The organism is Brucella daejeonensis (genome assembly GCF_014199265.1).
GTDB lineage: Bacteria > Pseudomonadota > Alphaproteobacteria > Rhizobiales > Rhizobiaceae > Brucella > Brucella daejeonensis.
On the sequence record NZ_JACIJG010000003.1, the window covers coordinates 256,346 to 279,704 of the forward strand.

Consider the following 23,359-nt stretch of genomic DNA (forward strand, 5'->3'; position numbering starts at 1 on the left):
TTTTCAGCCGTCACATTCGACAAAGGCCCTATAGATGGTTTCCTGATCCGCGCCGCTTCTGATGGCCTTGATTGCATCGGGCAATCGAAGCTGGCGCGCGATTTGCGAGAGAAGTTTCAGATAATGGCCCTGATCGCCCTGCGGCGTCAGAATCGGGCAGACGATATCGACCGGCTCCTCGTCCACGGCTTCGAAATCGATCGGCTTGGCCAGCCGTATCAGCAGTATGAACGGCGCGCTTATGCTTTTTACCGGGGCATGGGGGATGGCAATGCCCGCACCGATGCCGGTCGATCCCAACTCTTCGCGGCCCTGCAGCGCGCCCAGAATTTCCTCCGCAGCGACACCCAGTCTGGCGGCAGCGGTTTCCGCCACGAATTTGAGGAGCTTGGGTTTCGAGGAAATCGATACGTCGATGAGCACATCGTCCGACTTCATGACCTCAGAGATCTGCATGAACTTGCCTGCTTCCATTCGTTTGTCGCCGCCTTGGCCACCTGTTTTTCCTGTCGGCTTCATTCGACTTCGCGCAACCGGTAGCCGACCCCGGTCTCGGTTGTGATATATTGCGGTTCATCCGGGCTTCGTTCGATCTTCTGGCGAAGCTGGCGGACATAGACGCGCAGATACTGGACGTCGGCCGAGACACCCCAGACCTGATTGAGCAGGTGCTGATGTGTAATGACCTTGCCTGCGTGCTGTACCAGGACCCGCAGGATGTCGTACTCCTTCGGAGAAAGCTTCACCTCCTTTTCACCGACTTTCACGATCCTCTTGACGAGATCGACGGACAGGTCCCCGGTCTGGAAGATCGGCCGCTCTCCCTGCTGCTGGAGCCTGTGCCGAAGGGCGACGCGAATGCGCGCGACGAGTTCCCTCGTGCCGAAGGGCTTGGTTACATAGTCGTCGGCGCCCAGTTCGAGCGCCTTGACGATGCCCGCTTCGTCCGTGCGGCTCGACAGGATGATGATCGGGAGTTCAAGAAATTCGGCGCGCCATTTGGCCAGAAGGTCATGTCCCTGCATGTCGGGCAGGCCGAGGTCGAGGAGGATGAGGTCGGGATGCTCGCTCCCGACCTTCTGCATGGCGTCCAGCGCGTTGGTCGCCTCCAGAATTGCATAGCCTTCGGCGGTCAGGCCGATACGCAGCAATTTCCGGATCGGCGGCTCGTCGTCGACAACAAGAATTCTGACGGTCGGATTGGTCATCACATTTCTTCCAGTTTTGGCATATCGGTCGATACCGGCATACGAATCGTGAAGATGGCGCCGCTGCGATCGGCCCTGTTGCCGGCGGTGACGGTTCCGCCCATCGCTTCGACGAAGCCCCGGCAGATCGACAGCCCCAGCCCCGTACCGGCAAGGACGAGGTCACGCTTGCGCACGCGATGGAAACTGTCGAATATCCGTTCGAGATCCGTGGCCGGGATACCCGGGCCTTCATCGACGACCTGGATCGTCACCCATTGTTCATCCTGCCACGCGCCGATGCGGATCGTGGTGCCGGGCGGCGCATATTTCGCCGCATTGTCGAACAGGTTGAACAGGACCTGCTCGAACAGGACCGGATCGATCCTGAGCATCGGCAGGTTGGCGGGAATGTCGGTGACCGTTTTGTGGCGGGACATTATCTTTTGCGCCCGGCGCAACGCGGAACCAACGATATCGCCAAGATATTGCAGCGAGGCGTTGGGTGTCATCCCGCCTGTTTCGAGCCGCGACATATCGAGGAGATTGGCGATGAAGCGGTTCAGCCGTTCCGCCTCGTCGACGATTGTGGACAGCATTTCCGCACGATCCTTTTCAGGCATCCCGTTCGAATAATCATGGAGCGTTCCCGCTGCCCCCATGATCGCCGCAAGCGGCGTCTTGAGGTCGTGGGAAATCGAGGCAAGCAGCGCCGAGCGCAGCTTGTCGGCCTCTGCCGCGAGCTTGGCCTTGTCCACATCGGCGACAAGCTGGATGCGTTCGATGGCGACAGCCGCCTGATCGACCAGCGCGTCGAGAAGCCTCTGCTGGTCCAGCGTGAGCAGCGGCCCGTCCTTGTCGCTGTCGAGGCCAATGACGCCGACCGGCGTCTTGCCGGTGATCAGCGGCAGATAGAGGCGCTTGGCGCCCGGTAGCGTGTCCGATCCGCGCCCGGCCGCGTGATTGTGCTCCCATGCCCAGTGCGCGGCCGCGATATCGGCGTCGACCAGCGTATCGTCCGGTGGATAACCCGCCCGGACGGTCACGGTTCCATTCTCGGGAAGAAGAATGACGACGCGCAGTTTGAGCATCGAGGCGATCTGATGCGCCGCCGCCCAAAGCACATCGTCCAGCGTACCGGCGCCGGCAAGCTTTCTGGCGAAGCGATAGAGTTCCTCGGTGGTGCGCGCCCGCTGGCGGGCCGCCGCCGCCTGACGGTGCATGCGAGCCGCAAGATTGCTGGTGATGAGGGCCGCGCCAATGAAGAAAAGGAACGCGATCATGCTTTCGGGATCGCGGATGGTGAACGTGTAGAGCGGATCCAGAAAGAAGAAATTGAAGGCCAGCGCACCGGCCAGCGATGCAACGAGCGCCGGCAAAAGACCGGCGGTCGCAGCCGAGGCCAGCACGGCCATCAGGAAAGCCAGCGCGATATTGCGGACATCGAGCATCCGCGAGAGCAATATGCCGAAGGCAAGGGCCACGCCGACATAGCCGACGCTCCAGAGATAAGGCTGGATGCGGAAACGGCGGGAGCGCGCCTGCACAAGGCCCTTGCGCGGCATGTCGGCGCGTTCCCTGCCCGAGATGACGTGGACGCTGATGTCGCCGGAATGCCGGATCAGGTCATGGGAGATCGATCCTTCCAGAAACTCCCGCCAGCGCGTCTTGCGCGACCTGCCAACGACGATATGGCTGTAATTGTTCTCGCCCGCATAGCGCAGGAGCTCGCGGGCGGCATGATGCCCCGGCAGCGTTATGGCGTCGCCGCCGAGCTGTTCGGCCAGCCGCAGGGTTGCCGCAATGCGGTCCTTGGCCTCTTCGGAAAGATTGGTGGATCGCGGCGCTTCGACATAGACCGCCGCCCAGGGCGCGCGCAGGCGGTCGGCCTGCCGCTTGGCGTAGCGGACCAGTGAAGGCCCGCGCGGATCGTCATCGACGCAGACCAGCACCCGGTCGCCCGCCGGCCATGGCCCCTCGATGGCATGGGCCTGCATGTGGCGCAGCAGTTGTTCGTCGACCCGTTCCGCCGTGCGGCGCAGCGCCAGTTCGCGAAGAGCGGTGAGATTGCCCGGCGAGAAATAGTTCTGGATTGCCCGTTTGGCGGTCTTGGGAAGATAGACCTTGCCCTCATGCAGGCGCTTGATGAGATCGTCGGGCGTGACGTCGATGATCTCGACGTCGTCGGCCTTGTCGATGATCGAATCGGGAACGGTTTCCCGAACCCGGATACGGGTGATCTGCGCCACCACGTCGTTCAGGCTCTCGACATGCTGAATATTGAGCGTGGTATAGACGTCGATACCACGGCCCAGAAGTTCGAGGACATCGAGATAGCGCTTCGGATGACGGCTTCCGGGAGCGTTGGAATGCGCCAGTTCATCGACCAGGACAAGCTGCGGCTTGCGTTCCAGCACCGCATCGAGGTCCATTTCTTCCAGAATCTGGCCCTTATAGTCGATCCTCGCCCTCGGAATGACTTCCAGATCGTGGACCAGGGCCTCCGTCTCCTTGCGGCCGTGCGTCTCGACCACGCCGATCACGACGTCATCGCCATCGGCCATCCGGGCGCGTCCTGAAATCAGCATTTCATAGGTCTTTCCGACGCCGGGGGCCGCGCCGAGAAAGATCTTGAGACGACCGCGCGTCTCCCGCTCCGCCTTTTCCAGCAAGGCGTCGGGGGAAGGCCGCTTTACATCGCCCGCCTGATCCTGGAGGCTCATCTTCAACTCCCATCAGCGGTTGCGGCAGTCGAAGGACTGCCGCCGCCACTTTTACAACCTGTCAAGCGCCAGATTGAGTTCGAGGACGTTGACGACGCGTTCCCCGGTCAGAAACCCGCCCGGCGAGAAAGCGGCGTCGCGGATCACGGTTTCGACCCTGTTCCGGTCCAGACCCCGCGCCCCGGCGACCCGCGCCGCCTGATAGAGGGCTGCCGCCTCCGAGATGTGCGGGTCAAGCCCGGCGCCCGAGGCTGCGGCAAGATCGGCAGGCAGCGGGTTTTCCGGTGTCGCGCCGTAACGCTCTACCATCTCCCGGCCGCGATCGGCAACTTCGCTGCTCGTCGGCGACCAGTTGCTGCCGCCAGCGCCAGCGCCGTCATAATCGACGGCCGATGGCCGGGGCCAGAAATATTCCGGCCGCGTGAAGGCCTGCGCCACCTGGCGGCTGCCGACGATCCTGCCATCCTGACCGACGATCAGCGAGCCGTTGGCGGTGTCCGGGGTAATCGTCTGGGCCACGGCCCAGACGGCGGTCGCGTAGCCGGCGACGCAAATCAGCATTGTCGCGGCTGCGATACGGGTGCTTGCTAGTAGTGATTGCATGATTCCGGTCTCCGGATCAGTTCATGAACATGAGGTGCTCGGCGATCGGCCCAAGCGTTGCCGCAGGGAAGAAGGTGAGCGCGCCTATGACGACGATGGTGGCGGCCAGCATGGTGGCGAAGACGCCGCCCTCGACGCTGAGCGTGCCGCCCGATTCCGCGCTGCGGCGCTTGGCCGACAGCGAACCGACGATGGCAAGCGGCAGGATGATCGGAATGAACCGGGCCAGCAGCATCACGATGCCGGTGGACAGGTTCCATGGCACGGTATTATCTCCCAGCCCCTCGAAGCCGGAGCCGTTATTCGCCGCGGAAGAGGTGAACTCATAGAGGATTTCGCTGAAGCCGTGCGGGCCGACATTGTTGAGCGTATCGGCGCCCCACGATGTCGCTGCGAAGATCGCCGTGCCGCCAAGGATGAAAAGACCGTGGGCGAGCAGCGCGAAGAGCGCGAACTTCACCTCGCGCGATTCCACGCGCCAGCCCAGATATTCGGGCGTGCGGCCGATCATCATGCCCGCGATGAAGACGCCGACCACGATGTAGAGGAACATGTTGATCATGCCGACGCCAACCCCGCCGAAGGTCGAGTTGAGCCACATGCCGACCATCGGCATCAGGCCGCTCATGGGGTTGAGGCTGTCATGCATCGCGCCAACCGAACCGTTGGACGTCGAAGTGGTCAGGACCGACCAGAGCGGACCGCCGGACGGACCGAAACGCATCTCCTTGCCTTCGAGGTTCCCCACGGTCTGTTCGATGGGCAGGTTGGAAAATGCCTGGGTGGGAGCGGCTTCGAAATAGACAGCGCCCGTGATCTTGATCGCGATGAAGGCCAGCATCACCGCAAAGATCACCCCTGCGTGACGCAGACGGCCGATGATCCTGCCGAACATCCATACGCAGGCCATCGGAATGATGATGATGGCGAACATTTCGAGGATATTGGTCCAGAAGCTGGGATTTTCGAGCGGATGCGTCGAGTTGGGACCGAAGAAGCCGCCGCCGTTGGTGCCCAGTTGCTTGATCGTGACGAAAGCCGCCACCGGACCGCGGGCGATGGTCTGCTGCACGCCTTCCAGCGTGGTGGCGATCGCCGCGCCGTCGAAGGTCATCGGCGCGCCGCCGAGAACGAGCAGAACCGCGACGACGAAGGCGACGGGAAGCAGCACGAGGAAAGATGCCCGCTGCACATCGACGAAGAAGTTGCCAAGCGGGCGACCGGCCAGCCCCCGGGCAAGCGCCGCGAGCGCCGCTATGCCGGTGGCCGCCGATACGAACTGGAGCCACATCAGACCGGCAAGCTGCGAAAGATAGCTCAGCGATACTTCGCCCGAATAATGCTGGAGATTCGTATTCGACGTGAACGAGGCCGCCGTGTTGAAGATCAGGCTTCCCTCAAGGGCTTCCTTGCCATCCGGGTTCAGCGGCAGATACTGCTGGAGCGCCAGAATGCCGTAGGTGACGACGAACATGATCACGTTGAAAGCCAGCATGGCGACCATGTAGCGCTTCCAGTTCTGGTCCTGCGCGCAGGCTGGACCGCCGATGGACCGGAAGAGCGCGGTAAAGCCGCCGGCCTGGCCCTGGTTCGGGTCCATTGCCCATTTCATGTAGCGGCCGAGCGGCCACGAGATGAGGGCTGTGCCTCCAACGACGAGGACGACGAAGAGTATGGATTGCAATAACATTGAATTGTCTCCGAGATCGCTGGACGGTCAGGCCCGGTCGACGGCGCTGGTCATGACGAGCAGAAGCCCGAAGACCGCAAGGCCGAGAAGCAGACAGAAAATGGTCATGGGATCGTTTCCTTTGATCAGGCGAGACCGATGGCGGTGATGACGAGGTCGATCGCCTTGATGCCGATGAAGGGCACGATCAGGCCGCCAAGCCCGTAGATTAACAAATTGCGCTTCAAAAGCCTGTCCGCGCCGATTGCCTTGTAGGCGACGCCTTTGAGAGACAGCGGAATGAGCGCGATGATGATGAGCGCATTGAAGATGATCGCCGACAGGATCGCGCTTTGCGGCGTCGCCAGTCCCATGATGTTGAGCGCGCTCAACTGCGGATAAAGCGCGACGAACATCGCCGGCACGATGGCGAAATATTTGGCGACATCGTTGGCAATCGAAAATGTCGTCAGCGCGCCGCGCGTCATCAGGAGCTGCTTGCCGATCTCGACGATCTCGATGAGCTTGGTCGGATCGGAATCGAGATCGACCATGTTGCCCGCCTCGCGCGCGGCGACCGTGCCGGTGTTCATCGCAACGCCGACATCGGCCTGTGCCAGCGCCGGAGCGTCGTTTGTGCCGTCGCCGCACATGGCGACCAGCTTGCCCTTCGCCTGCTCCTCCCGGATGAGGGAGAGCTTGTTTTCCGGCGTGGCTTCGGCGAGGAAGTCGTCCACGCCTGCCTCGGCCGCGATGGCGGCGGCGGTCATCGGATTGTCGCCGGTGATCATGACCGTGCGGATGCCCATGCGGCGCAGTTCCGCGAAACGCTCGCGGATGCCGCCCTTGACGATATCCTTGAGATGGATAACGCCCAGAAGCCGGCCATCCTTCACGACGGCAAGCGGCGTGCCGCCGATCCTGGCGATATCGCTTGCGGTCGCCTCCAGTTCCCGCTTGACCTGTTCGCTGGCGCGGGGCGTTCCCGTGGACGCGGAGGAAAGTTCAATATGCTTGAGCACCGCATCGACCGCGCCCTTGCGGATCGACGACCCGTCAAAGTCGACGCCGCTCATGCGGCTCTGGGCCGTGAACGGCACGAAGGTCGCGTGCAGGCTCTGCATGTCCCGGCCGCGGATACCGTATTTCTCCTTGGCGAGAACGACGATGGAACGTCCTTCCGGGGTCTCGTCGGCGAGCGAGGCCAGTTGCGCCGCATCCGCCAGTTCCTGTTCGCTCACCCCCTGGATGGGACGAAATTCGGTTGCCTGCCGGTTGCCGAGCGTGATCGTGCCGGTCTTGTCGAGCAGCAGCGTATCGACGTCACCGGCGGCCTCGACCGCACGGCCAGACATGGCCAGCACGTTGAACCGCACCAGCCGGTCCATGCCCGCGATGCCGATGGCAGAAACCAGCGCGCCGATGGTGGTCGGGATCAGCGTGACGAACAGCGCCACCAGAACGATCACCGGAATGGCCCCGCCGGCATAGGCCGCGAATGCCGGAATGGTCGCGGTGGCCAGCACGAAAATCAGGGTCAGCCCCGCAAGCAGGACGTTGAGCGCGATCTCGTTCGGCGTCTTCTGCCGCTCGGCCCCTTCGACGAGCGAAATCATGCGATCGATGAAGGTCGATCCGGCAGCGGCGGTGATCTTCACCTTGATCCAGTCGGAAAGAACCTGCGTTCCGCCGGTCACGGCCGAACGGTCGCCACCGGATTCGCGGATGACCGGCGCGGATTCGCCGGTAATTGCCGCCTCGTTGACCGATGCGATGCCTTCGATGACCTCGCCATCCGACGGGATGATGTCTCCGGCTTCCACCAGGACAACGTCACCGACCTTCAGGCTCGTGCCGGGAACGACCTTGACGCCGTCACCGTTGCCGTTGGCCAGGAGCTTGGCCTGGGTCTCGGTACGCGAGCGGCGAAGCGAATCTGCCTGCGCCTTGCCCCGCCCCTCGGCAACCGCCTCGGCGAAATTGGCGAACAGAATGGTGAACCAGAGCCAAAGGATGATCTGGAACGAGAATCCGAGACTGCCCGCACCGGTGACGACATCTTTCAGGAACAGGATGGTCGTCAGGACCGAAACGGTCGCGACGACGAACATCACCGGATTCCTGGCCAGCGTGCGCGGATCAAGTTTCCTGAATGCACCCCCAAGCGCGGGAACAAGGATGCGAGCGTCAAATATGCTCGCGGATTTCGACTGGCTCATAAGTGACTCCAGCTTGATGTTTCTGATGACGAGCCCGGTCGCGTCAGCCCAGCCCGAAAAGACGGGAGAGGAGCCAGGCAAACAGCACGACCGCAAGCATAGCCAGCGTCATGCCGAGGATGGTGTCCGACGCACGGGGAGGTTTCCCCGTCTTCAAAAGGTCGAACCGTGGATTGAGAGATTTTCGAACATGGCCCAGCCATCGCCCGATGGTCCGTTCCAACCGCTTCATCGGACTGGACTTTCGGCGCTTCAGAAGCGTTCCGGCCGCAAAAGTGCGTAAACAAGGTAGGCGGTGATAAACAAAGTCACTGCGCCACCGAGAAGATATTCAAGTGCCATTATACGCCTCGTTTTTCCGGAAGCCGCCGATCGGCGGGACTTCCTGTTACCTCTGTTGCGCTCCGCGCCCTGGCGGGGGCGGATGGCAGGGCCGGCAGAACTATGGCGCAAGACCGCATAAAGGTTCGAGAGAGGCGGCGTCCCAAAAAAATAAAAATCTTATATATATTTGGCTCATGAAATAGTGGCCGGATGAATGCCAAAGCCCGATGAGCGGAACTCATCGGGCTTTCAGGGCGCGGATAGATAACGTCAATATCCCGGCGTCCTGGCATGAACTGCCCGCCCAAGGATCTTCGACCATCGTCTTCGCCGCCCGAAAATCGCGTTTATGCCCAGCGGCTGGGTGTCCGGGACACAGAATACCTGTCCGGGATAACCCTCGCTCTCATCGACGGCGAATTTGACGGCTGAGGCACGGTCCCTGAAGACACCGCCGACCATTCCCTGCGTATCGCACACCACCCAGTGACCATGCCGGTCACGGCCGACTGCAAAGCGATAGTTCAGGCAAGGCAGCCAGATTTCATCGGTTGCTTTTCTCATGTCACGTTTTCCCTGTCCGCAGATGTTTTCGGCTTAACCCGCGCTCTACCCCACAAGGGCGACCCCGATGCAAACCGCGGCAATCACACCCGACATGCGCAGGAGCATACCCAGTTCACCGGGTTCGGGCACCGCGATTGCAATGGGTTCGTTGTCGAGATCTCCATCCGGCCGCGATTGCCGGTCCAGCGATGCCCTGTACAGAGGATAATACATGCCTAGACGTCCAAACATGGGAATTCTCCTTTATCCATCACACGTTCGACAGCATTTCCTGAAATTCCGCGACGTGCAGAAGAAAACATATCCATGAACGCATATGTTTTCGATTGGACAAGACTTTCAGAAACATAGAAATTTCATAGTATATTTCGTCATCCCCATAGGTGACTTCATATAGGATATTTTTATTTGTTCCCTGAAAGGCAAATGCGCTCGTCACACGACCGGCTGAATGGCTATATCGTCGCCGGCTTCCTTTCCGGCGATTTCCTGAAATGCGTCACGCAGGGCCGATGCAGTCTCCGGCATGACCTCCACAAGGGGAAGCCGAACCTCTGGAGAGGCGCGCTGCAAAAGGTGAAGCCCGTATTTCGCCGGACCGGGATTCGTCTCCCTCTCAAGGGCTGCAAACAATGGGCGAAGCTGGCGGTCGATCGACTGGGCCTGGCGAATATCGCCCTCGAAACAGGCCTTGTGCATCTGCGCACAAAGCCCCGGAGCAACATTGGAAATGACGGAGATCGTGCCCCGCCCCCCGGCCTGGCAAAAGCCGAGCGCCGTCGCGTCGTGGCCGGAGAATTGCAGGAACCCGTCGCCGAGGAGATTTGTCACGCCCAATGGCCGTGAAAGATCGCCTGTCGCGTCCTTCAGCCCGACCACGCCCCTCAGGCCGGCGAGGCGGCGCAGCGTGGGCAAGCCGAGATCGCCCCCGGTACGAGACGGCACGTTGTAGATAATGATCGGCGTTTCGACATTTTCCGCCACGGCCTCAAAATGCCGGAAAATTCCTTCCTGTGTCGGGCGGTTGTAATAGGGGGTTACAATGAGAACGCCATCAATCCCGAGAGATGCGGCCTCCGCCGTGAACGCAACGGTCGAGCGCGTGTCATTGGTGCCCGTCCCGGCGATCACCGGAACCCGACCGCCGACGACCTCGACGGCGCGCCGGATGATGGCGATGCGCTCTTCTTTGCACAATGTCGGGGCTTCGCCCGTTGTGCCGCACACCACGAAACCGTCGATACCTTCGCTGAGTTGCCATTCGATGAGATTATCGAGCGCCGGAAAATCGACGTTTCCGTTCCTGAACGGCGTGACAAGCGCGGTGATGACCCCGTGAAGGCGGGATTTCAATGCTTCAGTCTGAATCACGGTGTTTTCTCCTTCGTTTCCGGTGAAGCCTCGGGATTTCGGGCACCCGTCGGCCCCGGCGATGTCTGAGAGGCTGAACGCAGATAATCGCCATCTGCACCCGCTCATGGCGACTTTTGGAACAGGCTCTGAAGGCAGGCGATCATCAAGGCTGCCGCAAGATCGGCATGTTGCCCGACGAAGTTTCTTCTTGGCAACCGCTCGCGCCGCATCCGGCATATCCAGCCCCGCTCGCCCTGACGGATGCTCACCAGTGACAGGCCCAATGGCGCTTGCCCGGCAAGAAGCAGAGCGGCTTCGGTCAAGGCCCCCGCCTCGGCCAGTTCGGCCAATCGGCGCCGCAAGGAACGCTCACGGTCCAGAAGCGTACCGCCCAAAACATCCAGACCGAGCCAAAGATGATGTTCGCGCAGACGCGATGCGCCCGTTATGAGGGCATTGAGCTGCACGACATCGACATTCAGGGGCAAAATCCGCCGCATCCCGCGTGATGTCACGATGTCCAGTAATGTCGCCACAGGCTCAACACGGTTGGAAGCAAGGCGAAGACAGCGGCCAGGATGAACATTGCCGACAGTCCGACAATTTCCAAAACGGTCCTCTTCCATTCGCCGCTCTTGATCGTTGTCGGTGCCATTTTTCCGTCCTCGGAGAAGCTGCGCTTGCCCGGCCTGTGACGCTCGGTGCCGTTTAACCGGATGATTTTCCAGACAAGACGGCATCGGCACCAATATCGTTACAATTGCCGGGGCCTGAACCCTGCACCTCGTCTATCGCCGATCCGCATAGGAATTCGAGATGGCCGAACCATCCAAAAAATAAAAAAACACATATTCATCGAAGCAAATCGATGTCTTTGCCCCGAAAAAAAGCCCCGGTTGCGAACCGGAGCTTGAGTATTAATGGACGTAGGGTCAGGACCGCTGTCAGCGCGCGCCATTCGCCCAGAGCAGGCGGCGCGATGCGGAAGCTGATCGCCATGCGGTCATAGGTGTTCATCAGGCTGAATGTTTGCTGACAATATACATGCTTTGACATCAGCACGCCTGGCGGTGATCGATATCGATGAAGACATACAAGCCGCCGCTCTTGTGCTCTCAAGGCCCGGCATCGGCCTTGTCGTGGTGTGCAGCACGGATGGATGCATGCAAGGTGTTCTGAGCAAATCGAATATCGTCCGGCACACTGCCAGATCGGCATCGACGGCATTCCCGGCGTCGCAACTGATGATCAGGCCTATTGTCAAATGCAGGCCTCAGGATGACCTCCACGATGTGTGGAAAATCATGTGTGAGCGAGGCCTGCAAAATATGCCCGTAGTCGACGAAAGAGATGTGCCCACGGGCATTGTGAATATCCGGGACACGTTGAAGTCCCTGCTCGAGCAAGAAGAGATGCAAGAGCAGATGCTCTTCAATTACGTCGCCGGAATTGGCTATCGCTGATCAGTCAAGGCTGCGTGGACGACGCGGCACACCGCTTTCACATTCCAGTTGAGCACGGTTCCACTGACCCAGGCGCGCGGCGGCATCATAGGTTGTCTGGAGAAACTGCATCAAGGTTGAGCCGGGGTCGTCTGCCTTTCGCACGGCATCATACGGCAAGATATATTCACCCAGTGTGGCATCGAAATAGGCAGCCGACGGCGCGACCTCCGCTTCGGAGAAACCTTCCGGGCCTGGATAGGCGTATGAATAGAATGCGGGAAAATCGATGCCACCGCCACCTGGCCAGAACCCGGCCGAGGAAACCTCGTGTGAATAGGCCTCGCATGTGACGTTGTCGGGAAGAGCCGGAATGCCACCTGGGTGCAGCGGCGCCACGCGACCGGAAAAGCGGGTCACAGCAAGATCGAAGCTACCCCAGAACAGATGCACCGGACTGACCTTGCCCAAAAAACCCGTGCGAAACTGCTTGAATACGCGATCGACCTGCACGCAGGCCTGGAAGAAACGCGTCACCGCATCGGCATCGTAAGGCCGCGCCTTGTGATCGTCACGAAACGGAAGTCCGTCGGCGATCTCGTTCGGCTGGCCATGGAATTCCGGTGTACCGCCGATTTTCATAATCAGGTCGACAAAACGGGAATGGAAATCGGCAACTGACATATTGACCAGAGCGAAGCTGGCAGAACGACCGTCGCTTGCCGTGCCAATTACCTTGTGGTCGAGCAGATCAAGTTCGATCTCTATGCCGCCCGGCCCGTCGGGAACGATCGAAGTCGTCAATCCACGTCCGTTAATGTAGAGGGTAGCGTGCCAGGAATGATTGATCCAGGGAGTATGGGCGAGCCTGTATTTGCCGATCACCTGCGTGTAGAGGTGCACCGCAGCACAGGTCTCACGCCAAGGCTGGAAGGGGATGTCGGGCCAAGGATTCGTCATCGTATGCTCCATTGTTGTCATCATCTGATCACCAGGCGCCCAGGCTAATTCCACTCTTGCTGTTCGCGCGGTTTAGAGCGCATCCCGAAAAGTGTGAAACGGTTTTCGGAGAAGATGCGCGATAAAACAAAAGTTAGAGCGCCGATCTGATTCAATCAGATCGAAATGCGCTCTAAAGACACCAACCTCGACGCTGGCGATTGGGTTGAGTACGCGCCCGAGTTCGATTGTCCGATTTGCTCGTCAGACCGGCTTTCCCGACTGCTCTTCCTCGAACGTCACTGCCACGGCCGCATTCGCAGAAAGGCGAACCTTTTGCCCCTCGACATCAGCGACCAGACCGAGATGAATGAAATGCGCATGGCCCTTGTGCTGGCCTTCGCCGCTGTCGCGTTTCGCAAGCCTAATGCGACCGTCGACGACACTGTCGACGATGCCTACATGTACGCCATCCGCGCCGATTACTTCCATGTTCCGAGCAATCTTATCCGTGGTCATCTGGTTTCTCCTTGTCGTTAAATTGATGAAGCTGGGCTACGCATCGGCGTCGGAAAGAGGCTCGCGGAGCGCCTCGCTCGTTTGTCGGACCTCGCGGTAGAATTGCTCAAGATCGGTGAGCGCGAGCGCGGACTGGAAAAGATGGGCGGGGGCCATTGCAAATCCTCAATGAATTCCGAATGAGCTTTAGGATCAGGACCTATTAATTTGATGAAAATGGCACCTGAAATGACAAGAACTGCAAGGAAAGACGCGAAAAACGGGGTGGTTCCCCCGGTTGAGCGGCTTGACGCAGCAGGTCACCAGTCATTTCGGTGTCCGAAGGATGTGGTCCATCCGCCTGGCTACTTTGTCGAACAGTCTCGAAAATGAACCACATTTCCTTCGCCTTTTCTCCTCGTATCCAGACGGATGGCCTCACACCATTTCCACCAAATTAATAAGTCCTGACCCTAGTAACGGGATGCCGCAAGATACGTCGGCGTTCAACCGGCATTCCTGCATGATTTGTTCTGCTGAATTGCCTGTCGCGACGAAGCCACCTGTCCCGTAGATTTCAATTTTACTGGGATGAGCCAAGTGAACAGCGAGGCAGTTGTGGCCATCGGTGTGATAACCGGTCTTGATCGTAATTCCCGGCCCTCGAGGAAACGCACTTCAGGTGCCCAGTTGATCTCGTTTTGGAGGACGGACTTATGCATCCGTCATGGCTCTTGGAGTATACCCCCGAATGAAGCCGACCACAATTATCGACAAGATATTAACGGCAGTGAATAGCGGCGCTGCCGACAAGTTCCTGAATTTGTTTACAAAGGACGGCGAGGTTGATGACTGGGGCTTGATCTATCGGGGGCGGGAGGAGATCAAGACATGGTCAGACCGTGAACTTTTTGGAGCCAGGGCAAGATTGACGCTCCGGCTGGCTGATGTCCACAAGGGCGGGGCCTGCATGATTGTCCACATCGGCAATGCGGGTTTCCGCGGTTGCAGTCGATTCACTATCACGCTGGAGAACTGTCGCATCCGCTACATGAAAATCACGCCCGTGTAGCGGTCCGATGTTTGGCCGGGCCTTGACCTCAAAGCGGCGCCCGCAATATTGCGTCCTGCGGTAAGCTGAGCTCCCTCCTAACCATTTTTTTGCAACAGCGCCCCGAGAAGGTTGTTATCGACAAGAGTGGAGCCAATCTGGCCGGTTAGTTCCCTCCGGGAGACCTGGATCGCTCATGAGAGCGCGTCATTTCGTCCTCTGCCGGAACTGACCCCATCAGGGTCGCCAGTTCGATGGCATTGCGTACACCCATTTTCGCCAGCACCCGCCCGCGATGAACCTCGACCGTGCGCATGGCGATGCCGAGCGTATCGGCGATCTGCTTGTTAAGGGCACCGGTCAGCATGAGCTGCATCACCTCGCGCTCACGCTGCGAAAGGGTCTCCTTGCGGGTTTCCCGGTCCCGGCGGACGGCTGCATCTGCCACGTCTGCGGCATGGACAGCAATGGCGCTGAGCGCCAGATCGACGATCTGGTTGTCGTTAAACGGCTTTTCCACGAAATCGAAGGCACCGGCTTTCAGCGCGCGCACGGCGACCGGGACGTCCGCATGGCCGGTGAGGAAGATGACCGGCATCGCGCCGCCTGCCGCCTTCAGCCACTCGAACACCTCCGGCCCGGACATGCCGCCCATGCGCACATCAAGGATGACACAGGCGCAGTCTTCGATGGGGTGGGCTGCAAGAAACGCTTCGCCCGACGGCCAGGTGCGCGTGGCAAGCCCTCGCGAGGCGAGCAGGAAGGCGAGCGCATCGCGGATCGCCTCCTCGTCGTCAACGATGTGAATGGTTCCCGTCATGCGGCTTGCCCTTCTCCGCGAGACATTGTTTCCTGCTTCATGGCCGGCAAGACGGCACTAAAGACGGTGCCGCCGCCTTCGGCCGGCCTGAACGAGAGCTGTCCGCCATGCAGTTCGATGATCGAGCGGCATATCTTGAGCCCCATGCCGAGACCCTGCGCCTTGGTGCTGGCGAAAGCGTCGTAAAGCCGTCCCTCGATCTCCGGCTTGATGCCTCCGCCCTTGTCGATGATCTCGACGATCGCGTCGTTATCCCTGGAAAAGAGGCGGATATGCAGGTCGTCGCCGCTGCGACCGTCGCCCATAGCCTCCATACCATTGCGGATGAGGTTGATCAGCAATTGTTCCAGAAGTATCCGGTCGGCGGCGACCGCAGGTGTAGGGGAAATCTCCGGCAACAGCCGCACGCGATGCTCGCGCGCATCGGCCGCCAGCAACGAAACGGTTTCGTCGATGACCTCCTCGATATGCGTTCTGGAAAAACGCGGTTCGCGCTTGCGGGCGAGGTCCTGCACGCGCTGGATGACGAGGCCGGCGCGCGCCGCCTGCTGGGCGAGCTTTTCCGTCGCACCACGCAGAACGGCCGGATCCATCTTGCCCTGATCAACGAGGTTGAGTATGCCGGTAGCATAAGAGGCGATGGCCGAAAGCGGCTGGTTCAGCTCATGCGCCAGCGTTGAAGCCATTTCGCCGAGTGTCACGAGCCGGCCTGTCCGAGCCATAGCCTCGTCCTGCAACCGCGCCCGCCGCGCGGCCTTCTTCGTTTCAGTGATGTCAATCACCGAGCCCATCCAGCCGCGGTGCACGCCACCCGCATCGATCAGCGGGGCCTCGTAGACCTGCACATCGATCTCCCGCCCGTCGCGGTGACGGAACCGCGTCTCGAAGCTCTGGCTAAAGACGCCGCCGATCTGGAGCTGCTTTTGCCGCTCCACGGTCTCCTTGACGCGTGAGGGATCCCAGTAGGGCATGGGCGGCATGCGCCCGACGATCTCCTCCGCCGACCAGCCAACCAGATTGCAGAAGGCGGAATTGACATAGAGGATACGGCCATTGTGGTCCTTGGCGCGCAGGCCGACGGTCAGGCTTTCCTCCATTGACCGGCGGAAGGCGGTTTCACCCCGCAAGCGCAGTTCGGCATTGCGCCGACGCCGGGCGTTGATGAAAAGGACGAGCAGCGCCAAGATCGCGAAGACCGCAAGCGCAGTGATCGTGCCAAGGAGCAGCGCTGAGCGGAAGCCGCCCGGCGTGTCATAGGCCGTGATCTGGAGGAGCGTGCCGCGCAAGGGCGGATCGAAGCTGATGATATGGTGCGGATTGCCAGCAGCCGGCTCCAGCCGCTGCCGCGCTGCCACCGTTTCCTCCGCCGAATTTATGACGCGCACGCCGTATTGTTCGGCGATCCACCAGGGAACGTGCCGTTCGAGCAGGATCGGAATTGAGATCGTGGCCAACACGACGCCCTCGGAGCCGGTGAGTGGCAGGCCGATGGAGACGGTTCCGTCTTCCGCGACATCGCCATAGACGGGGCGCGTTGCCCGGGACGCGCGCTGGCGCAAGAGGTTGACCAGCGTGGCGTCCTGCTGCGCACCGCTGCCGGGCAGAGCATGCCTGACCTTGCCGGAAGCGTCGTACCAAGCCACGGACTGCACTTCCGGATTGGTGGCAATATGGAGCTTTATGCGCGCGTCCAGCGCGGGTTGCACGGCCGGATCCGTCAGATCCAGCGCGAGGCGGACGAGCAAATCCTCATGCACGGAAAGCTGGAAGCGAAGGGTCTGTTCCACCCAGAGCGCATCGGTCGCAATCTTGACGCGGGCCTGCTGCTCCTCCCCGCGATCGACGATCCAGACGAGCGCGGCAACGCCGAGTGCCAGCGTCGCGATCGCAACCAGCGGCACGAGCGAGAGAAAATCCAGCCGCCGCCAGCGCGGCGAAGCCTTGTCCTGATCCCACGGGTCCGAACCGGTTTTCCAGGCCGGGCGGTTCCGTGTGCGAGACTCGGCCAGAATGTCTTTGTCATTTTCGTTCAGAAACGTTTCCCCCAATCCTCCAGTCACGCGCATTGTGGTTTCCCACAATAGCGCCGGGCTGCGCAAGATGGCAATAAAATGGCACTCGCCTGGAGGGGCGACTCTATTTTGGAGGACAATCTATGTTAACACGTCGCAACTTTACCCGTCTCGCGGGTGCCGCCATCATTGCCCTTTCGACCGCCATGCCGGCGCTTGCCGAGCCGCTGATCATCAAGTTCAGCCACGTGGTCGCACCGGACACGCCGAAGGGCAAGGGCGCGCAGAAGTTCAAGGAGCTTGCGGAAACCTATACCGATGGCGCTGTCAAGGTTGAGGTCTATCCCAACTCGCAGCTTTACAAGGACAAGGAAGAGCTGGAAGCGCTTCAGCTCGGCGCCGTGCAAATGCTCGCTCCTTCGCTCGCCAAATTTGGTCCGCTCGGCGTGCAGCAGTTCGAACTGTTCGACCTGCCTTACCTGATGGGCAGCTACGACGACCTGCGCAAGATCACCGATGGCGATGTTGGAAAGTCGCTGCTCGCCAAGCTGGAAGACAAGGGCATCAAGGGCCTTGCCTATTGGGATAACGGCTTCAAGATCATGTCGGCCAACTCGCCGCTGCACACGCCGGATGATTTCCTTGGCCTGAAGATGCGCATTCAGTCCTCGAAGATCCTGGAAGCCGAAATGCAGGCGCTTGGCGCCGTTCCGCAGGTCATGGCCTTCTCGGAAGTCTATCAGGCTCTCCAGACCGGTGTCGTCGACGGCACGGAAAACCCGCCGTCCAACATGTATACCCAGAAGATGCATGAAGTGCAGAAGCACGCCACACTCTCCAACCATGGCTATCTCGGCTATGCGGTGATCGTGAACAAGGCGTTCTGGGAGCAGCTCCAGCCGGAAATCCGCACGCAGCTTGAAAAGGCAATGGCCGAAGCGACGGAATATGCAAACTCCATCGCCAAGGAAGAGAACGAAGGGGCAATTGCCGCAATGAAGGCTGCCGGCACAACCGAGTTCTACGAGCTGACGGACGAAGAGCGTCAGGAATGGGTCGAGGCCCTTCGCCCGGTACAGGACGAAATGGCAAGCCGCGTCGGCGCTGACCTGATCGCGCAAGCCCGCGCCGCGCTCGGCAAGAACTGACCCGGCCCACGGCCCATTTGTCCATCGCCGGGGTGCGCGCTTGCGCGCGCACCCCTTTATTCAGGAAAGCGAGGTTCGCCATGCTGCTGCGTATCCTCGACCGCTTTGAAGAAATCCTCATTTCCGTGCTCATGGCCATGGCCGTCGCGCTGATCTTCGTTGCGGTCGTCCACCGTTTCTCCATCGGCTTTGCCGCCGACATGGTCGCCGTCGGCAGGACCAACGACCTGCCCTGGTTGCAATCGGCGGCGCGTTCGGCCTTCAAGGCCATTAACGCGATCAAGCTGACCTGGGCCCAGGAAGCCTGCATCTATCTCTTCGTCTGGATGGCCAAGTTCGGTGCGGCATACGGTGTACGCGTGGGCGTCCATGTCGGCGTCGACATTCTCGTGGAAAAGCTCCAGGCCAATGCGCGGCGCATCGTCACCATCATTGCCATGTCCGGCGGCATCATCTTCACGGCGATCATCGCCTGGATCGGCACGGACTTTGTCTATCACGTCCATCGCGGCGGCCAGACCTCACCCGACCTCGAAATACCCATGTGGATCGTCTATCTCGCCGTACCGCTCGGCTCCGCGCTGATGTGCTTCCGCTTCATCCAGGCGCTTTACCTCTTCCTCACAACGGGCTTCATCGCCCATCACGACCACGGTGCTGTTGACGGTCTCGAAGACGAGGCCGACGATCTTGCAGAGGGAGCACATGGATGACCGCGCTCATCATTTTCGCAATCCTCGCGGTGCTGCTCATCACCGGTATGCCGGTTTCCATCGCGCTCGGCCTCACCGTCTTCGCCTTCCTTTTCGCCTTCACCTCCATTCCGATGGATTCGATTGCGCTAAAGCTCTTCACCGGCATCGAGAAATTCGAAATCATGGCGATTCCGTTCTTCATCCTGGCCGGGAACTTCCTGACCCATGGCGGTGTGGCGCGGCGCATGATCCGCTTTGCGTCCACCATGGTCGGGCACTGGTATGGCGGCATGGGCCTTGCGGCGGTGTTGTCCTGCGCGCTTTTCGCCGCCATTTCCGGTTCCAGTCCCGCGACCGTCATGGCCGTCGGCTCCATCCTGATCCCGGCCATGGTCCGGCAGGGCTATCCGGCGCAGTTTGGCGTCGGCACGGTGGCGACGGCCGGTGGCCTCGGCATCCTCATCCCACCGTCCATCGTCATGGTGATGTATGCCGTAGCGACCTCCGGCATGGTCGTGACCGGACCGGAAGGCCAGCCCGTCATGTCGGCGTCAATCGGCACACTCTTCATGGCCGGCGTCGTTCCGGGCCTGATGCTCGCCTCCATGCTGGGAACCACCACCATCTACCGCGCATGGAAGAACGGTTATCCGCGCATGGACCGCGCCACCTGGGGCGAGCGAGGCCGCGCCTTTCGCGAAAGCGTCTGGGGCCTGATGCTGATCGTCATCATCATGGGCGGTATCTATGGCGGCATATTCACACCAACGGAAGCGGCAGCCGTCAGCGCCGTCTATGCGTTCGTCATTGCGGTATGGGTCTACAAGGACATCACGCTGCGCCAGGTGCCGAAAGTGCTGCTGAGCTCTGCGGCCATGTCTGCAATGCTGCTCTACATCATCACCAATGCCGTGATGTTCGCCTTCATCCTGACATCGGAACAGATTCCACAAACGCTGTCCGACTGGATCGTCAGCCTCGGCTTCGGCAAGATCGGCTTCCTGCTGATGGTGAATGTCATCCTGCTGTTCATCGGCATGGTGATGGAGCCATCCGCCATCGTGCTGATCATGGCGCCTATACTTTATCCGGTTGCCGTCAAGCTCGGTGTCGACCCGGTCCATTTCGGCATAATGCTGGTGGTAAACATGGAGATCGGCCTGTGCACGCCGCCGGTGGGACTCAACCTCTATGTCGGCTCGGCCATATCCAAACTGGGCCTGACGGAGGTTACGAAATCGGCCATGCCGTGGCTGCTCACCGCGCTCGTCTTCCTCGGTATCGTGAGCTATGTGCCGGAGGTGACATTGTTCCTGCCACGGCTGCTCGGTATGAACTGACGTCAGAAGGACAATCAAAGACCTGCCGCCCTTATGAACGACAGTTCTTGGGGCGGTTAGGAATGCCGAGGCGAGTCGTTCTCATGGGCGCACTACAACACGGTGCGTCCACACTCATCACCGGGCTACAAGCCGCCAGCACCTGAAGAGCCATATGGCCAACGCAGAACGGACCGGCTTCAACACCAGTGTTGGCCATTAGGCATTCCATGCACTAGGCGCTGTCTGCATTCATCGCAACCAGATCATAGCACAAGCGAGATGGACGAAGCCCATGAAAGCGGAGAGCGTCTTCTCGCATCGGGGGAACCCTAAATCCTTAAATCGTCACCACGCTCTAGTGTGGTGGATTTGAAGTTCCTATCATTTGCCTGGCATCTACGTTTAGGAACTTCAAATCCGTAAACCACACTCGATTCAATATCTTGCTAGTGTGGCTTTGAATCTGAAATTCGTTCGCAACACTGCTCCAAAGTGATACGAATTTCAGATTCACCACACTAGGGTCAGGACCTAGCATTCCAAACGGATCACCCTTCGGGGGCAAGCCACTTATGATCGCTGAGTACCAAAAATGCTGGTGTGCATCGACGAGTATCGTCCTAGGCTCCATCAACCGCCGCATCGGCCGAGATTACGCCCTTGTCTTTCAACCGTGTCCAGAACGAAGCCGGAATTTGTTGTTCGAACCAGTCAACATTCGCCTTGATTTGTTCGGCATTACGGGCGCCGGAGACGACGGAAACAACGGCCGGGTGCAATGCGGGGAATGCAAGTGCGGCAGCTTGCATGGCAACGCCTTCGGCATCGCAGGCCGCTTCGATTTCACCGACCCGTTCGAGAACATCGGCAGGAGCCTCGGCGTAGTTGAATTTGCGGTTGCCCGCGAGAAGGCCTGAATTGAAAGCGCCCGCAATGACGATTCCCACGCCTTCACGGTGACACCGATCGAGAAGCGGCAGGCTGTCATGCTCCAGCAATGTATAGCGACCGGCAAGCATCGAAACGTCGATATCGCATTCGTCCATGGCATCGCCGATAGCCTGCCATTCATTGACCCCAAGCCCTATGGCTTTGACCAAACCGCAGGCGCGCAGTTCAGCAAGCGCCTTGAAGCCACCACCTTTGGTCAACTGTTCCCAGTATTGCTGGTGACGGGCGCCATGCGTGGCGCGGCCAATATCATGGATATACAGGACGTCCGGCGCGAAAATACCGATCCGCTGTCGGCTTGCTTCGAAGGAGCGCATGATCGCATCGTAGCCATAGTCATAGGTCGGACGGAACGGCAATGGTTCGATATAGGCATCCTCTTCCATGCCGACGGTCTTATCCGGCACCATGATACGGCCGACCTTGGTGCTAAGCACGTAATCATCACGCGGCCGGTCGGTTACCATCGTGCCGAGACGGCGCTCGGATCGCGTATAGCCGTAGAACGGCGCGGTATCAAAATAGCGGATACCGGCTTCCCAGGCGGCCTCAAAGGCGCCAGATGCTTCCTGATAACTGGTGAGGCGGTAAAGATTGCCCATCTGGGCGCAGCCTAGGCCCATCAGTGAAAAAGAGACGTCGCGATTAGGCAGTTTACGCCTGTCTGAAACCTTCATGGATGGATATCCCGAAACCCGATCATGGTCGAAAAAACGCACGGGTTTTCACACCCGTGCGCCAACTTGTCTTAGTAAAGGACGTTCTTGGCTTCCGGCTTGTCGATATTGTCCTTCGTCACGACCACAACGCCGGTATCGACGGTTTTTTCGACCTTTTCCTTGTTCAGAATTTTCAGCAGGGTTTTAATGCCGATATCGCCCATCTGATACGAACCCTGAACCACCGTTCCGGTCAGCGTGCCATCTTTTACAAACTCTTGCAGGTCCTGATTGCCATCAAAGCCGATCGCGGTGATCTTGCCTTCCTTGCCAGCCTGTTTGATAGCGCGGCCCATGCCGATTGCCGTTGGTTCATTGGCGCCAAAAATGCCTTTCAGGTCACTGTTGGCGGCGAGAACGTCGGTCGTCTGGTTCAAGGCAGTTGCCATCTGGGACTGCGAATAATAAGGGCCGACGATTTCCAGCTTGGAGTTGGCTTTGATGTAGTCCGTAAAGCCACCGACGCGGCCGATTTCCGATCCGGCGCCTGCAACATAGGACATGACCGCGATCTTGCCCGAAGTTCCAACCTTTTCAATAAGGGCCTTGGCTGCAAGTTCGCCAGCCTTCTTATTGTCGGTGGAAAGGAAGGACTGGTAATATTTGTCAGCGCCGCTTGCGAGCTGGCTGTCAATGATCACAACCGGGATACGCGCTTCCCAGGCTTTCTTGACGACCGGCACCAATGCGTCGGGGTCGGAAGGCGCAAGCAAAATCGCATCGACCTTACGGTTGACTGCATTTTCAACCATGTTGACCTGATCGGCGATGGCCGATTCCGAGGCAGGCCCCTGGAAGGTCATCGTATGCTTGTCCTTGACATCGGCGATCGCGGCATCTGCGCCTTTCTGGACATTTTGCCAGAAGGTCGAGTTCACCGTCTTGACGATGACGGCGATTTCACCGGCTGAAGCCGCGGACGCCCCGGTCAAAAGCATGACTGACGCCAGAAGCGCGGTTTGAAGTTTACCCATATTTTCCTCCACTTTACCGAACCCATCCGGGTTCAAAACGGGGAAGGTTCTGTCCCTTCCCATCCTCCTGGAGCGGGATATTTTAAGTTGAATTATCAACCCGCTCTAACTTTTTGTTTAAGCATGATCTTTTCCAAAAAACC

General features: G+C 59.7%; 25 protein-coding genes and 1 pseudogene. 6 read left to right on the top strand and 20 right to left on the bottom strand.

Translation table 11 applies throughout. The annotated features are described in order from the left end of the window. Positions 1-3: 3 nt before the first annotated feature. From FHS76_RS05185 to FHS76_RS05250, 14 genes are all read right to left on the bottom strand, one after another. The gene (locus FHS76_RS05185; RefSeq protein ID WP_183649036.1) at positions 4-456 is read right to left on the bottom strand and encodes a PTS sugar transporter subunit IIA; all 453 of its coding nucleotides are present in this window, start codon (positions 454-456) and stop codon (positions 4-6) included. Positions 457-515: 59 nt separating this feature from the next. Then, positions 516-1,208 (bottom strand): response regulator transcription factor, encoded by a 693-nt coding sequence (locus tag FHS76_RS05190; protein ID WP_183649040.1) that lies wholly within the window; start codon positions 1,206-1,208, stop codon positions 516-518. Continuing rightward, on the bottom strand, positions 1,208-3,910 hold the full coding sequence (locus tag FHS76_RS05195) for a sensor histidine kinase (protein WP_183649043.1): 2,703 nt from the start codon (positions 3,908-3,910) through the stop codon (positions 1,208-1,210). The genes FHS76_RS05190 and FHS76_RS05195 overlap by 1 nt, the downstream gene beginning before the upstream one ends. A gap of 51 nt (positions 3,911-3,961) precedes the next feature. After that, entirely contained in the window at positions 3,962-4,513 is a 552-nt protein-coding gene (locus FHS76_RS05200) for a potassium-transporting ATPase subunit C (protein WP_183649046.1), read from the bottom strand. Positions 4,514-4,529: 16 nt separating this feature from the next. Then, complete coding sequence (gene kdpA, locus FHS76_RS05205; protein WP_183649049.1) at positions 4,530-6,203, bottom strand: potassium-transporting ATPase subunit KdpA; 1,674 nt, start codon at positions 6,201-6,203, stop codon at positions 4,530-4,532. A gap of 125 nt (positions 6,204-6,328) precedes the next feature. Further along, entirely contained in the window at positions 6,329-8,401 is a 2,073-nt protein-coding gene (gene kdpB, locus FHS76_RS05210) for a potassium-transporting ATPase subunit KdpB (protein WP_183649052.1), read from the bottom strand. 43 nt (positions 8,402-8,444) lie between these two features. After that, positions 8,445-8,633, bottom strand: a complete 189-nt coding sequence (locus FHS76_RS05215) for a hypothetical protein (RefSeq protein WP_183649055.1) — start codon at positions 8,631-8,633, stop codon at positions 8,445-8,447. A gap of 20 nt (positions 8,634-8,653) precedes the next feature. Beyond that, positions 8,654-8,743, bottom strand: a complete 90-nt coding sequence (gene kdpF, locus FHS76_RS22875) for a K(+)-transporting ATPase subunit F (protein ID WP_183649057.1) — start codon at positions 8,741-8,743, stop codon at positions 8,654-8,656. A gap of 252 nt (positions 8,744-8,995) precedes the next feature. Continuing rightward, positions 8,996-9,289 (bottom strand): hypothetical protein, encoded by a 294-nt coding sequence (locus tag FHS76_RS05225; RefSeq protein ID WP_183649059.1) that lies wholly within the window; start codon positions 9,287-9,289, stop codon positions 8,996-8,998. Between the two features lie 45 nt (positions 9,290-9,334). After that, positions 9,335-9,523, bottom strand: a complete 189-nt coding sequence (locus tag FHS76_RS05230; protein ID WP_183649061.1) for a hypothetical protein — start codon at positions 9,521-9,523, stop codon at positions 9,335-9,337. A 204-nt stretch (positions 9,524-9,727) separates the two neighbouring features. After that, complete coding sequence (gene dapA / locus FHS76_RS05235) at positions 9,728-10,663, bottom strand: 4-hydroxy-tetrahydrodipicolinate synthase (protein ID WP_328700442.1); 936 nt, start codon at positions 10,661-10,663, stop codon at positions 9,728-9,730. Between the two features lie 104 nt (positions 10,664-10,767). Beyond that, complete coding sequence (locus FHS76_RS05240; RefSeq protein WP_183649063.1) at positions 10,768-11,145, bottom strand: hypothetical protein; 378 nt, start codon at positions 11,143-11,145, stop codon at positions 10,768-10,770. Between the two features lie 11 nt (positions 11,146-11,156). Further along, a complete protein-coding gene (locus FHS76_RS05245; RefSeq protein ID WP_183649065.1) occupies positions 11,157-11,300 on the bottom strand; it encodes a hypothetical protein in 144 nt (47 codons plus the stop codon). Positions 11,301-11,497: 197 nt separating this feature from the next. Further along, positions 11,498-11,662 carry a hypothetical protein gene (locus FHS76_RS05250; protein WP_183649068.1) on the bottom strand — a complete coding sequence of 55 codons (165 nt, stop codon included), beginning with the start codon at positions 11,660-11,662 and terminating at the stop codon, positions 11,498-11,500. Between the two features lie 8 nt (positions 11,663-11,670). Between FHS76_RS05250 and FHS76_RS05255 the strand changes: the two genes are divergently transcribed. Further along, positions 11,671-12,108 (top strand): CBS domain-containing protein, encoded by a 438-nt coding sequence (locus FHS76_RS05255; RefSeq protein WP_183649071.1) that lies wholly within the window; start codon positions 11,671-11,673, stop codon positions 12,106-12,108. Here FHS76_RS05255 and FHS76_RS05260 read toward each other — a convergent pair whose 3' ends face one another. After that, entirely contained in the window at positions 12,109-13,047 is a 939-nt protein-coding gene (locus FHS76_RS05260; RefSeq protein WP_183649073.1) for a DUF5996 family protein, read from the bottom strand. A 243-nt stretch (positions 13,048-13,290) separates the two neighbouring features. Then, positions 13,291-13,545 (bottom strand): DUF2171 domain-containing protein, encoded by a 255-nt coding sequence (locus tag FHS76_RS05265; protein WP_183649076.1) that lies wholly within the window; start codon positions 13,543-13,545, stop codon positions 13,291-13,293. Between the two features lie 730 nt (positions 13,546-14,275). On the opposite strand from FHS76_RS05265, the gene FHS76_RS05270 reads away from it, so the two are divergent. Then, the gene (locus tag FHS76_RS05270; protein ID WP_183649079.1) at positions 14,276-14,596 is read left to right on the top strand and encodes a Cif family virulence factor; all 321 of its coding nucleotides are present in this window, start codon (positions 14,276-14,278) and stop codon (positions 14,594-14,596) included. Between the two features lie 145 nt (positions 14,597-14,741). Here FHS76_RS05270 and FHS76_RS05275 read toward each other — a convergent pair whose 3' ends face one another. Together FHS76_RS05275 and FHS76_RS05280 are read right to left on the bottom strand one after the other, a co-directional pair. After that, positions 14,742-15,395, bottom strand: coding sequence for a response regulator transcription factor (locus FHS76_RS05275; protein ID WP_183649084.1), 654 nt, complete (start codon positions 15,393-15,395; stop codon positions 14,742-14,744). After that, complete coding sequence (locus tag FHS76_RS05280) at positions 15,392-17,461, bottom strand: PAS domain S-box protein (RefSeq protein WP_183649087.1); 2,070 nt, start codon at positions 17,459-17,461, stop codon at positions 15,392-15,394. The genes FHS76_RS05275 and FHS76_RS05280 overlap by 4 nt, the downstream gene beginning before the upstream one ends. A gap of 89 nt (positions 17,462-17,550) precedes the next feature. Between FHS76_RS05280 and FHS76_RS05285 the strand changes: the two genes are divergently transcribed. The 4 genes and pseudogenes from FHS76_RS05285 to FHS76_RS05300 all read left to right on the top strand — a co-directional run. Further along, positions 17,551-18,555, top strand: coding sequence for a TRAP transporter substrate-binding protein (locus tag FHS76_RS05285; RefSeq protein ID WP_183649090.1), 1,005 nt, complete (start codon positions 17,551-17,553; stop codon positions 18,553-18,555). Between the two features lie 80 nt (positions 18,556-18,635). Then, entirely contained in the window at positions 18,636-19,268 is a 633-nt protein-coding gene (locus tag FHS76_RS05290; RefSeq protein ID WP_183649093.1) for a TRAP transporter small permease, read from the top strand. Beyond that, a complete protein-coding gene (locus FHS76_RS05295) occupies positions 19,265-20,590 on the top strand; it encodes a TRAP transporter large permease (RefSeq protein WP_183649095.1) in 1,326 nt (441 codons plus the stop codon). Before FHS76_RS05290 ends, FHS76_RS05295 begins: the two co-directional genes overlap by 4 nt. Before the next feature lie 81 nt (positions 20,591-20,671). Beyond that, positions 20,672-20,808: pseudogene (locus FHS76_RS05300) on the top strand (IS3 family transposase); the annotation flags it as partial. A 384-nt stretch (positions 20,809-21,192) separates the two neighbouring features. Here FHS76_RS05300 and FHS76_RS05305 read toward each other — a convergent pair. Continuing rightward, positions 21,193-22,200: an aldo/keto reductase gene (locus tag FHS76_RS05305; protein WP_183649098.1), complete on the bottom strand. Its 1,008-nt coding sequence runs from the start codon at positions 22,198-22,200 to the stop codon at positions 21,193-21,195. A gap of 71 nt (positions 22,201-22,271) precedes the next feature. After that, a complete protein-coding gene (locus FHS76_RS05310) occupies positions 22,272-23,216 on the bottom strand; it encodes an ABC transporter substrate-binding protein (RefSeq protein WP_183649101.1) in 945 nt (314 codons plus the stop codon). Positions 23,217-23,359: the final 143 nt, after the last annotated feature.